The sequence below is a fragment of the Treponema pectinovorum genome (assembly GCF_900497595.1).
GTDB classification, from domain to species: domain Bacteria; phylum Spirochaetota; class Spirochaetia; order Treponematales; family Treponemataceae; genus Treponema_D; species Treponema_D pectinovorum.
The window spans coordinates 116024-131165 of the sequence record NZ_UFQO01000001.1 but is presented as its reverse complement, the minus strand read 5'-3'; the positions used below and the strand labels follow the sequence as shown (position 1 = coordinate 131165).

13 protein-coding genes, 1 pseudogene and 1 CRISPR repeat array (1 of these 15 only partly in view) are annotated in these 15142 nt (G+C 38.0%); of the genes and pseudogenes, 5 read left to right on the top strand and 9 right to left on the bottom strand.

The features are described from left to right. Positions 1–1201: direct repeats of the CRISPR family, unit length 36 nt; unit sequence ATTATTTTACATCAAAGATAGAAATCAAACCACAAC (it extends 1469 nt beyond the left edge of the window). Between the two features lie 211 nt (positions 1202–1412). Then, positions 1413–1796, top strand: a complete 384-nt coding sequence (locus FXX65_RS00605) for a VOC family protein (RefSeq protein WP_147614642.1) — start codon at positions 1413–1415, stop codon at positions 1794–1796. Between the two features lie 134 nt (positions 1797–1930). Here the strand turns inward: FXX65_RS00605 and FXX65_RS00600 are convergent. The 6 genes and pseudogenes from FXX65_RS00600 to murC all read right to left on the bottom strand — a co-directional run. Next, a pseudogene (locus FXX65_RS00600) lies at positions 1931–2158 on the bottom strand (ABC transporter ATP-binding protein); the annotation flags it as partial. 1026 nt (positions 2159–3184) lie between these two features. After that, a complete protein-coding gene (locus FXX65_RS09675) occupies positions 3185–4855 on the bottom strand; it encodes a formylglycine-generating enzyme family protein (protein ID WP_222704206.1) in 1671 nt (556 codons plus the stop codon). A gap of 408 nt (positions 4856–5263) precedes the next feature. Beyond that, a complete protein-coding gene (locus FXX65_RS00590) occupies positions 5264–5731 on the bottom strand; it encodes a hypothetical protein (protein WP_147614641.1) in 468 nt (155 codons plus the stop codon). A gap of 244 nt (positions 5732–5975) precedes the next feature. Continuing rightward, positions 5976–6521 carry a (d)CMP kinase gene (gene cmk / locus FXX65_RS00585; RefSeq protein ID WP_147614640.1) on the bottom strand — a complete coding sequence of 182 codons (546 nt, stop codon included), beginning with the start codon at positions 6519–6521 and terminating at the stop codon, positions 5976–5978. 11 nt (positions 6522–6532) lie between these two features. Continuing rightward, positions 6533–7399, bottom strand: coding sequence for a YicC/YloC family endoribonuclease (locus tag FXX65_RS00580; protein WP_147614639.1), 867 nt, complete (start codon positions 7397–7399; stop codon positions 6533–6535). A 1-nt stretch (position 7400) separates the two neighbouring features. Next, a complete protein-coding gene (gene murC / locus FXX65_RS00575; RefSeq protein ID WP_147614638.1) occupies positions 7401–8906 on the bottom strand; it encodes a UDP-N-acetylmuramate--L-alanine ligase in 1506 nt (501 codons plus the stop codon). Between the two features lie 222 nt (positions 8907–9128). On the opposite strand from murC, the gene FXX65_RS00570 reads away from it, so the two are divergent. The 4 genes from FXX65_RS00570 (at position 9129) to FXX65_RS00555 (ending at position 12836) form a co-directional block, all read left to right on the top strand. Beyond that, positions 9129–10670: a monomeric [FeFe] hydrogenase gene (locus FXX65_RS00570; RefSeq protein ID WP_147614637.1), complete on the top strand. Its 1542-nt coding sequence runs from the start codon at positions 9129–9131 to the stop codon at positions 10668–10670. Continuing rightward, on the top strand, positions 10667–11575 hold the full coding sequence (locus FXX65_RS00565) for an ABC transporter substrate-binding protein (protein WP_187116182.1): 909 nt from the start codon (positions 10667–10669) through the stop codon (positions 11573–11575). The genes FXX65_RS00570 and FXX65_RS00565 overlap by 4 nt, the downstream gene beginning before the upstream one ends. Positions 11576–11769: 194 nt before the next feature. Continuing rightward, on the top strand, positions 11770–12306 hold the full coding sequence (locus FXX65_RS00560) for an ABC transporter permease (protein ID WP_187116181.1): 537 nt from the start codon (positions 11770–11772) through the stop codon (positions 12304–12306). Continuing rightward, a complete protein-coding gene (locus FXX65_RS00555; protein WP_147614634.1) occupies positions 12282–12836 on the top strand; it encodes an ATP-binding cassette domain-containing protein in 555 nt (184 codons plus the stop codon). Before FXX65_RS00560 ends, FXX65_RS00555 begins: the two co-directional genes overlap by 25 nt. Positions 12837–12844: 8 nt before the next feature. Here the strand turns inward: FXX65_RS00555 and FXX65_RS00550 are convergent, their stop codons facing one another. Genes FXX65_RS00550 through flgF form a run of 3 tightly spaced genes read right to left on the bottom strand, consistent with a single transcriptional unit; the run spans position 12845 to position 15010 of the window. After that, positions 12845–13378, bottom strand: a complete 534-nt coding sequence (locus FXX65_RS00550; RefSeq protein WP_246104322.1) for a rod-binding protein — start codon at positions 13376–13378, stop codon at positions 12845–12847. 26 nt (positions 13379–13404) lie between these two features. Then, a complete protein-coding gene (gene flgG, locus FXX65_RS00545) occupies positions 13405–14199 on the bottom strand; it encodes a flagellar basal-body rod protein FlgG (protein ID WP_147614633.1) in 795 nt (264 codons plus the stop codon). A gap of 16 nt (positions 14200–14215) precedes the next feature. Further along, a complete protein-coding gene (gene flgF, locus FXX65_RS00540) occupies positions 14216–15010 on the bottom strand; it encodes a flagellar basal-body rod protein FlgF (protein ID WP_147612618.1) in 795 nt (264 codons plus the stop codon). Between the last annotated feature and the right edge of the window lie 132 nt (positions 15011–15142).

The window sequence follows — 15142 nt, the reverse complement described above, 5'->3', positions numbered from 1 at the left end:
GAAATCAAACCACAACCGTCGCTTGCTTTTGAAAAACCGCCTGCTTATTATTTTACATCAAAGATAGAAATCAAACCACAACCGTCGCTTGCTTTTGAAAAACCGCCTGCTTATTATTTTACATCAAAGATAGAAATCAAACCACAACCTTGAGTATTTGAATATGGGTTATATCGAAATTATTTTACATCAAAGATAGAAATCAAACCACAACATTTCTGCGATTTCAGTTATTCATATTCAGATTATTTTACATCAAAGATAGAAATCAAACCACAACCTTTAATTGTCGCTGGTCTTTTAATTGTGGATTATTTTACATCAAAGATAGAAATCAAACCACAACTCTGCTAAGTATGAGGTTGACGCCGATGCGATTATTTTACATCAAAGATAGAAATCAAACCACAACTACATTCACTCAAGCACGTTGGTTTGATGATTATTTTACATCAAAGATAGAAATCAAACCACAACCATAGTTTTCTAAAGCATTTTTTACCGCTCATTATTTTACATCAAAGATAGAAATCAAACCACAACAGTTGTTCCATTTCTTCTGTGGTCCACTCGATTATTTTACATCAAAGATAGAAATCAAACCACAACCTTCCAGCGCCCTCTCTTGCTCCGCCCCTAATTATTTTACATCAAAGATAGAAATCAAACCACAACATACCTTTTTATTAATTTTTTATTGTTTTTATTATTTTACATCAAAGATAGAAATCAAACCACAACCATATCCGGTATATGGTCACATAACTGTCGATTATTTTACATCAAAGATAGAAATCAAACCACAACCAGTAGGAATATCTTTAATAATTCCATAAATTATTTTACATCAAAGATAGAAATCAAACTACAACACTACTATGTTACGGACTCTTAATTCTTCGATTATTTTACATCAAAGATAGAAATCAAACCACAACTATTGTTTTGTACGCATTACAAAAAGTGCATTATTTTACATCAAAGATAGAAATCAAACCACAACATACGACTTACACATTCGTTGCAGGTGGTCATTATTTTACATCAAAGATAGAAATCAAACCACAACCTTTTTACGTTCCCAGATTCAGATGTTACGATTATTTTACATCAAAGATAGAAATCAAACCACAACCGTATTTATATTTATTCCGCCTGATTTTTGATTATTTTACATCAAAGATAGAAATCAAACCACAACTAAAATGCTATTGACAGTGGTTGGCTTGTATCGGTTATCAGCAATTTTCAGATCCCCGACACGACAATTCTCCTGTTACATAGATAAGTTCCCAAATATGAGATACAATGAATGCGATATCGCATATTTTCGTAAAATGGGTTATTGAGCAGATGTCCCCATCTTAAGCTTTTCTGCAAACACCTGCAAAAATATTTTATGGAGAACTGTTATGAAAATCGAACACATCGCCATGTATGTAAATGATTTAGAAAAAGCAAAAGATTTTTTTATCGAATATTTTGGCGGACGAGCAAATGCCGGTTACCACAATAAAACTACAGATTTTCGTTCGTATTTTATAAGTTTTGATGGTGGTGCTCGGCTGGAAATAATGAACAAGCCCGAAATATCGGATCCAAAAAAACTTCCGACACGCACTGGGTATGCGCACATCGCTTTTTCAGTCGGCAGCAAAGAGGCAGTAGATGAACTGACCGAAAAGCTAAGACATGCGGGATTCAGCGTTGCAAGCGGTCCTAGAACAACAGGCGACGGATATTACGAAAGCTGCATCGTTGCGTTTGAAGATAATCAGATTGAAATCACAGTGTAGCTAATAAGAAAAAAAGCTGTATCCGCAAACTGTTTTTTACAGTACCGATGTAGGCATCAATACGACACAACATTGGAACGTTTTCTGCAAATTTTTGCGGTTTTCACTGTGTACTTACAAATGGAAAATCACCGTCAGTTTTTAGAATCTTCCCACAATTTTCTATATAAGCCCTCTTCTTTTATCAGATTGCCGTGTGTGCCGCGCTGAACAATGTGCACATTTTCGATTACCAGAATTTGGCCGGCGTTGCGGAGGCTTGTCAGCTTGTGAGCAATCATGATGACGGTTTTATCTTTGAGCAATTCCTGTAAGGCGGCTTGTATTTTGGCTTCGTTTTCGGCATCGACATTGTCGGTTACCGTTTTTTTTTCAGCCGACCATGCAGCTATTATGCAAACGATTGAGTTCATAAGTAAAAACTTACACAAAAGACTTCCGTTTGAAATGCTGTAGCAAAGCCAACCGAATATCATGGCAATTGCTTTGTCAACAATATTCGCCGGAATTCTTGGCAGAAGAGCCGAAATAAAAACCGGCAGATTTGTGCTTTTTAAAAGCGAGTACATAAATCGGACTTGGGATGTTTCCTTATAGTTTGCTAATATATTCATAACGGTAAAAATAGTGGCTCCTTCAAAACTGATTATGAGGGAAATCAAAAAAATAAGAAAAACAATGTCAATCAAACCGATTTTTTTGTGGCGCAGAATATAAAATCGGATTATAAAAACAATTGAAAAACTGCAAATCGACCAAAAAAGCGAATATGGCGAAAAATGATAGACAAATACGGAAACAGTGTGAAAGACAGCCGCACAGACAATTCCCGAAGTAAGTGAAAAAAATGCTGCCGTAACGGTAAAAATCGTGTCCATATAGAACGGAAGTTGGAAGTGTGAATTAAAATAATGAGGACCGAGATTCATAAGTCCAAAAATAACGCCCAAAAGGATTGGAAAAAGCATATTTAAGAAAGTCGGGCAGCCGTTGCTGCCCTCAAAAATATTTTTAGCTTGTGAAGTTTTTCTGTGCATGGCGGAATTTTAGCATGAAAAGACAAAAATTTCATCTTTATTTTCGGAGAAAAAAGTAGACAAACTGGATTTTTAGTAATTTCGCTGAAAAAAAAATCTCTCCCGATATTTTATGTTTCAGTTTAAGCTGCCGGTTTTAATAAGCCGGCTTAAAATGTGCGCACGTAAACGAGTGTGTGTATGAGCCCGTGCGTAAGCCCATACACACCATCCTGTCGATAGTCTATATCACCGCCGTCCATGGCGGTGACTGACACAAATTGCATCTGAAAACTGCACACGGACGTGCGTTTTTAATCTGGTCTGCAAACCAACCGTAAGCCAAAACTGGCTTGCTTGTATGAGGGACCTTCATGCCAACGCCGCGCACGAGTACAATGAGCCGCCGCGCAAGATGCGGGAAGCAGGGAAGCCAGGCCCAGCCGCCCCGGTCGGGTCCTGCCCGCCCGCAGGCGTATCACTAGTATACCAGTCCCAGCACCACTCCTCTACGTTCCCGCACATGTCGTATAACCCGTAGCCGTTCGCTTTCTTCTTCTTCACTTCATGCGTTATATCATTTTCTTTGCCATACCACGCATAGTCTCCAAGCTCACTTTTGGTATCTGTTCCTGCCCATTTATCGCTTGTTCCGCCCATGGCAGCCCATTCCCATTCCGCCTCCGTCGGTAACCGGAATCCGTTTTTACTCCAGTCGCATACGGCATTATCCCAATCACTGTTCTGCGATGTCGGTATGGCGGCAAAGGTCAGTGTATCGAAGTTTACGCCGCTTACCGTGTAACACGGCTCAAGATTGCACGCTTTACTCAGCTTATTGCAAAATGCTATACAAGCATACCAGTTTACGCTCTCTACCGGCCGCTTCTCCTGCACTTCGTCCCAGTGAGGTTGTTTGTTGTTGTCGTTGGGGTCTCCATTAAGATAGCTCGGATTATTCCCCATCACCGCCTGCCACAGCTCCTGCGTTACCTCCGTCTCTCCTATCAGGTATGCACTTAAGCTTACCGTATGCGGTTGATTGTTGCTTTCATCGTTATGCCCTATAGTTTTATCTGTTACGGCTTTGATATCTTTCATCAGAAAACCGATGCCGTTTACCGAATAACCCATACCTTTTATAAAGCTCACCTTTATCTCAGTATCTTCCGTTACCTTTACTTTTGCGGTCTTGTTGTAGACTGTTCCGCTACCGGGTTCAAAACTGCCGTGTGAAAGCGTCCATTTGTCTGCCGCATAACCTTCATCCGGTATTGCCGTAAAGGTTACGATCTTTTCCTGCTCAACATTGTCGCCCGAATGGATTTCGATGCCGTCGACCGTTGCTTTGAGTGTTCCGTTTGCCGGTGTGCCGTCTACCCCGAAGGTTATGAAATTTCCAATTCTCTTAAACGTTACTTTCACTTCCGTTTCGGTGCTTACCGTTATTGTCGCCGTTGCGCTGCCGGTCGTTCCCGTATTGGGCTGCAAGGCTGATGCGGGCGTTACTGTCCATGTGTCTATCTTATAGCCTGTACCCGGCACTGCTGTAAAGACGATTTTACTGCCTTCCGGCACCTGATTGTCCGACGGGATTTCGGGAAATGCCGTTACCGTGCCGGTTGAGGGTACTGTAAGCGTTACCGTGCGCTTGGTGATAAGAGCCGGATCGTCTTCTGCAAAGACAGCTTTTACCTTCGCCGCCCGCTTTACCGTAAGCTTGTACGTAAGCCCGGCGACACCGGTATCGGTTCCGTCAAGTTCCCACTTTGCAAGCTTGTAGCCTCTAAGAGGCGTTGCCGTAAAGGCAAGCTCGGTACCTTCGGCAACCAGCTCGTCTGCAGGCAGTGCAGGCGTTACCGTAACATTGCCGCCGAGGGTGTTTTCAAGCTTTACTATGAACTTATTAACCGCAGGCGGAGGGGTAGGCGCCGGCTTATTGCCGTCCGCATCATTCTGACAGCCGGTAAACAGCAGTGCGACAAGCAGCACAAAAGCTGCTCCCAAAAAGGCATGTGCTTTTTTATTGTTGGTTGTTTTCATTAAAAACCTCCTTAAAAATTATTTTGGATTGAATCAGTCTCAATCCGCAAGGACATTCAGATTATCCGCACAAAAGATGCGGCATTCTCGAATTACCGTTCCGGATACCCTCGAACGATGTTTCGAGACAGTCTCGAACACTGCTTCGACGCACCGCCGAACTATGCTTCGAGATACTCTCGGTCTATGCTGCAGCAGTCAACGCTTTATTGAATCTTCCGTTTTTAAGCGTTTTGCCGGACTTATTTGAACCGTTATCATAAAAGTGCAGACCTAAGAACCCGAAAAATATTGTACTCGCCGCAATAAAAGCGGTTAGTATTCGTAAAAAACTTTTCATTTTTTCACGCAAACTGCGTTTTTTTTATTTTTTTCTACCTTGATAGAATAAAATCCCGCATTATTACTTTAATTTTTTTTCCGCCACAACTTGAACTGCTGTCTGCAAAGTTCTGAAGTATCATAGCGAGCGTTATTTTCCAAAAGAAAACGCTCTACAATTTCTTTCTCAACAGGATTCGGTATTAAAATTGCAAGTTCTTCTTTTTCAAATCTGTCTTTTGAAATGTATTTGCAGATGATTTCTATGGAGGAAGATGAATTGTTTTCTGTTTTTTCAAAACCTGAATAAAAAATATCTTTTAAAAGTGAGGCAACTTTTGAAGGCTTTATTTTTAATTTTTCCGCAATTGAATATAATTGTATTAAAGAAATAGAAAAAGTTGAAAATTCACCGAAAAAACCGCAAACATTTTTTATAAAAGCAAGCTCATAAAAAACTATTTTTCTATATTCTGATTTGGAGACATTTAAAAGTCCGCGTTCCAAAATATAACTTGAAAGGAAATTTCCTTTCTCAAACTCTCCGACTGCCATAAAATCATCCCCCGCGCTTTATCGCTTTGCGAAAGCCTGCCGACTGATTCTGTGCCAATTATAAAATTCTTGTGATTACGGCGGTAGATATATGGCTTTGGGAAATTATGTGAGTCAACTCATTTTTTTTGAAGAATTTTTAAAGATGTTATTAAAGTTATATTTATTTTTTATCAGTAAAATTTATTTTATGTCTTGCCCTTATATAGATATAGTTTTCGCATTTTTACTTGGACACAAACCTTTATCTCTTTATAAAATTGAGTCTTTCAAGGCGGTCCAAAATCAATTCGACAATCTCGTCTGGGGTATATTTTGAAGTGTCTACTACTAAATCAACAAAATCGTATTTTCCATTGTCAATTCCATAGAGTTTTAAATATCGGCGGCTATCTTCGCTATCGCGCATCGCTGTAAAACGCTTTATTTCATCTAAATCCCCACCTTCTCTATTAAAAACCCTTTGAGCGCGAATTTCATCACTCGCAAGAAGATAAATTTTAAAATCGGCTTCTTTTAGCATCCAAATTGCAAGTCGACTGCCCAAAACACAACTTTCTTTTAAAGCAAGTTCAACTTGATGTTTGTCCACATATTCATCGTAGCTGTCGTCGTTCTTTGCGTTTTCTATAACTTGAGCAAGTGTAAGTCCTTTTTCTAACGCCAACTGTCGAAAAGTGTAATTTATAAGTTTTATTCCAAGTTTTTCGCTCAAAAGAGTTGAAACAGTCGTGTTTCCGCAGCCAGATTTTCCGCTGACGGCAATTCTAAGTTCTTTATTCAATTTCATGAGAAATTCCTCTATTCAATATTTTTCGCCTGCTCTCTTATATTTTCTAAAGCATCCTTTGCATTTACAACCATTTCGCCAACTTCAATAAACTGATTTTTTGAGCCAATCGTGTTTATCTCTCTATTTGTTTCCTGACAGATAAAATCGATTCTCTTTCCAGGAATTGGATTTTCGTTTAATTCTTTTTTCAGTGCGCATAGATGGCTTTGCAAGCGGATTATCTCTTCGTTTATCGTATACTTTACCATCATCGCGGCAACTTCCGTCATGATTCGGTTTTCGTCGACGCTATCTTTTAAAAGTTCATTAAAGCGTTGCGTTATCTGCTCTTTAAATTTTTGCTCCATCTTTGGCTGCCATTCCTTAAAAAAACAAGCGGCATTTTCAAGAATGCTGAGTTTTTTGAGCAAATCGACTTTTAAGTTTTCGCCTTCCCTTTTTCTGTCTTCAATAAATCTTTCAAAAACTTCTTCAAAAACAGGCTCTATCTTTAGCCAATAGTTCTCTGCATCGTATTGGTGCGTTATATTTAAAACTCCGTCTTGGTTTATAATAAGGGAAAGAGGAATTTCTGATTTTAAACCGAGGGCTTCGCTTATCTTTAAAATCGCATCTCTGTACATTATTGCAGCAGCAGGGTCAGGATTAACTTTTGCAGTTGAACTCATATCCTTTACCCTGATAGACAAATCGATTTTTCCGCGGACAATTTCCTGTGAAATTCGCTTTCGTATTTTTGCTTCCAGCGGATTTAAAAAAGATGGAATATTCACAGATAAATCCAAAAATCTGCTGTTTACAGATTTTATCTCCACGCTTATCTGTGTATTTTCTAAAATAACTTCTTTAAAGCCGTAACCTGTCATGCTGTTCATTTTACGCTTCCTTGTCTTTTAATTTTTGAATGAGTCCAGTTCCAACCTGCCAGTTGTTTCCGGCTCCCATGGTTACAAAGATATATCCGTTTTTAAAAGAGTCGCCGCTAGGCTCGCAAAGCATTTTGTATGCACATTCGATTGCTTCATCAAATTCTTTGCAATAAATTACATCGCGATGATATTTTTTTGTGTGTTCTGCAAGGATTTTTCCGTCAACTTTTGCATCTAAAGGATTTTCCCTCGCACTCCCATATATTTTGTTGATTATGACCTTGTCTGCACTTTCAAAACTCTTTGCAAAATCTTCCAGCAAAGCAGAAGTTCTACTGTAAGTATGGCTCATAAAATCTACGATTATTTTGTAATCTTTATAAAAATCTCTAAATCCTGCCAGAGTAGTTTTTATTGCAGTAGGATGATGACCATAATCGTCTATAAAAATAACATCTTGTCCAAGCGGAGTTTTTGCCCGTCCAGTAACTTCGCTACGCCTTTTTCCGCCCGTAAAGGCAAGAAGACCTTTTTTTATCGCTTTTTCGTATTCAATAGGATTTTTCCCAGCCGTTTTTAAAAGCTCAATATTCAAAGCAATAGCTGCGACAGCATTTTTTACATTGTGAGTGCCTGGAACACAAATTGCACATTCGCCTATCGCATTTATGCTAAAAAACTGTTTGCCGTTTTCAATCTTTTCAAAGTTTATTTTATATTCACCTTGTGCATCAAAACCATAAGGAATGAGTTTTATATCTGCTCTTTTTTCTAAAACGATTTTTGAAACTTCCACCGCACCTCTGTCATCCGCACAAAAGATTAAGGTTCCGCCTTCTGGCAATTTTAAGGCGTAGTCAACAAAAGCATCTCTTATATCAGCATAAGTCGGATAATAATCCTGATGATCGCTTTCTACAGAAGTTAAGATTATGATTTTTGGGCAAAAAGACATAAAATGCCTTTGATATTCGCAGGTTTCTGCGATGAAAAACGATTTTTGTTCGCTATCGAGTTTTTCTAAATTTTCGCTTGTATAAGTGCAACCGTTAAAAGATGAAATGATGCTTCCTGCAAGAACCTGACCAGCTAAATTGAGCTCTTTAAATATTGTACCGCAAAGTCCAGTGGTTGTTGTCTTTCCGTGAACACCACAAACTCCACAACTAAAAACATTTTGTGAATACGAACCCAATGCCTGTGTATAAAGCATTATAGGAATATTCTTTTTTACCGCTTGTTTTAAATCTGGATTAACTTCTGGATTATACGCTGAAGAATAGATGACAAGTTTTATATCGTCAGTTATGTTTGAAGCCGAAAAAGACTTTGGTTCAATATTCAGTTTTTCAAGAATTTCATCTGTGTAAAATCTTTCTTCAACATCGCTACCAGTTATTATTGCGCCTCTCGCATGCAAAATTTCAACCAGGGCAACGACACCGGTTCCTTTTATTCCAACACAGTGAATATGGACTCCCTTTAACTGTGCGGGAAGTTTTTGTAAATTCATATCATTCAATCCTTAAATCGCCCTATTGTACTTCAAAAAGACTGAAAATTTCAATCAATGACAAAAAAGCATTGTCAATCGCAAGCAAAATGCAAATCTCATTCTTCATCGTACTTTTCCATGATTTTTCAAACACCCTTAAAAAAAGGCTCAAAGCACAAAACAAAATGATATTTTAACATTGTAAAATTTGTTGTATAATTGCCCTAAAGGTACACAAATATGCTAAATACAAATAACAATGCAGCGCATCTGCGCAAAGACATTCTTACGGAAATTGCACGCTTGCAATTAGCAGGCAAACTCTCTGATCCAAAAACAGTTGATGAGATTGAAAAAATTCCGTTTCAGATTATTCCAGACGATTCAATTCCTGTTATGGGTTCACTCGAAAAAGACCGTGAAATCATAAAAAACAGAATTGTAGCAAACCTTGGTCATTCTTTAGAAGACTACGATGAGTCAAAAAGCCTTTCTGAATATGTAAAAGAAGCATACGAAAGAGAGCGCCCAACCTGGCCAATACTGACCATGATTCAAAGTGCCTGCAATGCCTGTGTAAAGCCTCAGTATTTTGCAACAGATGCTTGCCAAGCCTGTCTTGCTCGTCCGTGCATGGTAAACTGTCCAAAACAAGCGATTGAAGTTACAGACCGTGCGCGAATCGACCCTAAAAAATGTATAAATTGTGGTCTTTGTGCACAAAACTGTCCTTATCACGCGATAATAAAGACAGTTGTTCCTTGCGAAGAAGCCTGTCCTGTTGGGGCAATTTCTAAAGGCGAAGACGGAAAAGAGACAATCGATTTTGAAAAATGTATTTTCTGTGGAAAATGTATGTCTAACTGTCCGTTCAGTGCAATGATGGGAAAATCTCAACTTTTTGACGTTATAAAACACATAATGAATAATAAAAAATTGATTGCTCTTTACGCTCCAGCGATTGGCGCTCAATACAGGACAAAACAGGGGCAACTAGAAAATGCACTTTTAGAATCTGGCTTTTTTAAAGTTATGGAAGTTGCAATGGGTGCAGACATAACCGCAGACAATGAAGCGAGAGAATTTGAAGAGCGCATGGAGCGGGGCGATAAGATGATGACGACAAGTTGTTGTCCTGCCTATGTTAGAGCAGTAAATATCCACGTTCCAGAATTGAGTCCTTGTATTTCAGAAACAAAATCTCCTATGATTTACACTGCTCAGGTTGCAAAACAAGCATACCCAGACTGCATAACAGTTTTTATTGGACCATGCCTTGCAAAAAGAAGAGAAGGATTTGATAACGAAATAATCGATTATGTTCTTTCCGTTGATGAGGTAAATGCTTTATTTACAGCAAAAAATATAGACCTTGCAAAGATGCCTGTTACAAACGAACAAGCGTTAAAATACATTCCGACCGTATCTGGAAGAAATTTCGCTAAAACAGGTGGAGTTGCAGAGAGCGTAAGGGTTCGTTTAAAGGACAAATCATATTTGCGTCCAGTTGTAATAAACGGACTCGACAAAAATGGAATGAAAATCCTTGCAAGTTATGGTCAGATAAATGCAGGTAAAGTTCCAACCCCAGCCGACTGCCCTAACCTTATAGAAGTTATGGCCTGCGAAGGTGGCTGTATTGCAGGACCTTCTGTTATAACAAATCCTAAACTTGCAGGCGGTTTATTAAATATGTATGCAAATGCAGGAAGCAAACCTCAAGAGGATGGAATTCCTGTAAAATGCGATATAGAATCAGTTGTCGAAGGAGCAAGGGCATGATAAAAAAAATCCTTATATTATTTTTAACCCTTTCTTGCACAATCGCTTTTTCTCAAAAGGTTGCCGTTTTAACGGGACCCTCAGGAATCCCTTGTGCAAAATTGATGGATAGCGAAACAGAACTTCAATTTGAAGTTTTTCCGTCTGCACAAAATCTTTTGCCAAAACTAATAAAGGGCGAAGTTGACATAGGTTTTCTTCCGCCAAATGCAGCGGTAAAAGTGTACAATACTACAGGCAAAATCGTATGCTTGGGTATAACTGGAAACGGAAACATATATTTGATTTCAAAATCAAATAACTTTTCGCTAAAAGATTTAGAGGGAAAAACCGTAGCTTGTGCAGGAATGGGAGCAACTCCTCAGTACATAAGCGAATATATTTTTGAAAAAAACGAGATAAAAGATGTAACTCTCGATTTTTCAACTCCAAATCCGCAGATTGCTGCAATGGTAAAAAGCGATAAATTTCAATATGCAATAGTACCAGAGCCTTTTGCAACTTTGGCGAATTCGCTCGATTCATCTATCCAAACAGTTTTGAATATTCAAGACGAATACAAAAAAATCGAAAACAAAGATTTTCCTATGACGCTTTTGGTTGCAAATGCAGATTATGCAAAAAATCACAAAAAAGAAATTAAAAAATTCATCGCTGCTTATAAAAAAGCTCAAGAATGGACTTTAAAAAATCCTGCAAAGGCTGGAGAACTTTCAGAAAAACATTCGCTGCTTTTAAAGGCAAAAATCGTAGAGAAAGCGATTCCAACCTGTGCATTCACTTGGGTTCCATCATCTTCAAAAGACTGCAAAGAACAAGTTGAATCTCTTTTAAATATCTTTTTAAAATCTGCACCGCAAGCAATAGGCGAAAAGCTCCCAGACAGTAACTTTTACTATAGATGAAAAATCGTCTGCCAACGCTGCTTTCTGTAATTTTTACACTTGCCTTTTGGAAAATATTTTCTGTTTTTGTGGGAAGCCAATTAATACTTCCCTCGCCAGAAAAAACATTTTTCTGTATGGCAAGCCTTTTTAAAAAAGTTTTTTTTTGGCAGAATATTTTTTTTACGCTTTGTAGGATTTACTCAGCATTTTTTTTGACGGTAATTTTAGGCGTTATTTTAGGTTTTTTTTCTGGAAAATCTGCTTTTTTCAATTCGTTTCTCGCATTTCCGCTTTCGATATTAAAGACAACTCCAGTCGCCGCTTTGATTTTAATTTTGCTTTTTGCCTTCAATTCTTCGACAATTCCTTTTATAAGTGCGATTTTGATGTGCCTTCCTGTAATGACTGAATGCACTGCACAGGGAATAAAAAATGACAAAAAAAATATAAAGATGTACGAAATGGCAAGAATCTTTGAATTTTCCAAAGGGCAAAAATTCTTTTTCATTTTTTTGCCGAATTTTAGAAGTTTTTTTTACAGCGGACTTGTTTCAGTTTTTGGCATGACATGGAAAGTTGTTGCAGCAGGAGAAATCATCACTGTTCCAAAATATGCGGTCGGAAGTTTTTTGTACAAAAATCAAATTGCTCTGGAAAGCGCACAGGTTTTTGCAATGACAATTTACCTCATCATTTTTAGTTACACGCTTGAAAGCATTTTAAAATGGATATTGAAATCAAAAATTTAAAAATCGAATATTCGACAAAAACTCTTTTTAAGGATTTTTCTATAACATTTCCTCAAAATAAAATTTCTGCACTCATAGCACCAAGCGGTTGGGGAAAAACAAGTCTATTGAACTTTATCGCACAAAATTTTAAAAATATTTCGTATTGTTTTCAGGATTTAAGGATTTTGGAAGGAAATGATGTATTTACGAACCTTTTTATCCCTCTAAAAAATAAATTTTTAAAAGAAGAAAGTCTTGCAAAAATAGATTTCATATTAAAACAATTTGAACTTTTCGATAAAAAAAATCAAAAATGCAGGGATTTAAGCGGAGGGGAAAAACAAAGGGTTGCTCTTGCACGCGCTATAGTTTTTCCATCAAAAATACTTTTGCTGGACGAACCGTTTCAAAATCTCGATTTACAGTTAAAAAATAAATTGATGGATTTTATAAAAGTTGAACATAAAAAAGAAAACAGAACTGTGATATTGGTAACGCACGACAGGACAGAAGCGCAATATCTGGCAGATGAAATTTTTGAGTTTTAAAATAGTTTTTACGCTTCTATATTGATGCCATTGGAAGTCAACTGCAAATACATTTGGTCGGCAAGTCCAAAACCTGCTTTTTTTGTCATTGCCGTTGCATATTCGTCGTAAAGCATATCTTCATACATCTTACTTGCAAAATCGCTTTCGCCACTCGCCTTTACAACAGTTTTTCGCATCTGGCTTATCATCATTTTTACGATGTAAGATTCCATTTCGAGAGATTTTTCGTAGAGTTTAGAAGTTCTATCTATTGTTCGAGGCTTGACATTTGGATTTGCCTGATTTGCAGCCGCTCCAACTGGCATAGAATTTTTATCTAAAGGCGAGCTGAAAGTTCCAACAAAGTCACTTTTATAATCTCCATTTAAGCGACCTTCCGATAAAACTTGGTCGGAAGCAAGATTCAAACCGATAGAAGACGATTCTCCATAAACTGAGCGGATTAACTCTTCAAATTTTCCTTTTTCTTCAGAAATTTTTGCACTTGTAAGAGCACTCTGTCCATTTGTGATTGAACTAATTCCACCTATCGTCATCATTTTGCTTCTTTCCTTTTATAAAATTACTAGCGCTTCAAGTTTACGGCAGTGCTCAGCATAGAATCGCTCGTTTGAATCGCTTTTGAATTAAATTCATACGCTCTTTGAGCAACTATCATCTGAACCATCTCGTTAACTACCGAAACGTTAGACATTTCCACAAATTTATGCTTTGTAACACCAAAACCTTCGAATCCTGGTCTTCCTGCAACAGCCTCGCCCGACGCATTTGTAACTTTAAAAAGATTATCGCCCACCGCTTCGAGCCCTGCATTGTTTGGAAACCTGTAAAGTTCAAGTTGAGCGACATCGATTGGATCGTCCTGCCCAAAAATTTTTACACTCACCCTTCCGTCATCAGAAACCGTCAAAGAGTGAATATCAAAACCTTCTGGCAAAATCACTTCTGGCATAACTCTAAGTCCGTTCGAGTTTACAAGCTGACCTGTCATATCAATTTTAAAAGAGCCATCTCTCGTGTATGCGTAACTTCCGTCATATTGCTGAACTCTAAAAAAACCGTCACCAACTAGAGCAATGTCAGTATCAACTCCTGTATTTTGAAGAGAACCCTGCGTAAAAATTCGCTGAGTTGCTGCAACCTTAGTTCCCGCCCCTTGCTGAATTCCCACTGGAGTTACTGTATCTTCTGTTGCTGGAGTTCCGGCCAATTTTACGTTTTGATATATTAAATCTTCAAATTCAACTCTCTGCTGTTTAAAACCTGTGGTGTTTACATTTGAAAGGTTGTTTGAAATTGCATCAAGATTTGACTGCTGTCCGTTCATTCCTGTTGCTGCTGTCCATAAACTTCTTACCATCTATCTTTCCTCCAGCCTATCTTGCAAGGGCAACTTTGTTCCAAAGAGTAGACATCATAGAATCTTCGCTCTGTATCGTTTTTTGATTTGCTTCATAAGCGCGATTGACTTCTATCATCCTGACCATCTCGTTTACGACATTTACATTGCTGGTTTCCATATAACCTTGCAACATTTTTGGTCGCTCCTTTCCTTCTGCGATATACGCTTGTCCTGAAATTTCATTTGAAGACCAAAGGCTATTTCCCATTTTTTTTAGATAGCGTTCATCGTCAAATCTAACGATTTTTAATCTATCTACAAAATCGCCTTCTTTCGAATAGATAACGCCGTCTTCATTGAGCATAAACTTATCGTCTTCCACGTGAATATAGCCGTTTTCACCCAAAAGAGGATAACCGTCCTTTGTCAAAAGTATGCCTTCTTTTGAAAGTATAAAATTTCCGTTTCGCGTATAGCGCTCGCCGATTGGAGTTTCAACAGAAAAAAATCCTTCACCAGCGAGTGCAACATCTGTTTTTGAACTTGTCGCTCTAAAAGAGCCTTGTTCAAATTCTGTATAATTTTCGTTGGTTTCGACGCCAAGACCTAATTTGCCGATTATTGGTGCCGCATCGCCGCTGCCCATTGATGTAAGATAAACACCGTCCGCCTGAGTTCTACGCAACAAAAGTTCAGAAAAAGATTTTGTTACAGTAACATCGCGTTTATAGCCTGCCGTATCGACATTTGCAAGATTGTTCGAAATTGCATCCAGTCTATTTTGCTGCGCATTCATTCCACTTGCACCTGTATACCATCCTCTAATCATGACATCTCCATTTTTTCTTGTGAATATCCTTTAAAATTATCGGCTTGCAAGTTTTTGAGTTTAGTTTTTATTAAAAATTGATTGCAAAAGTTTTTTTCTGAAAATTTTGAAGAACTTGTAAACAGTCAAAAA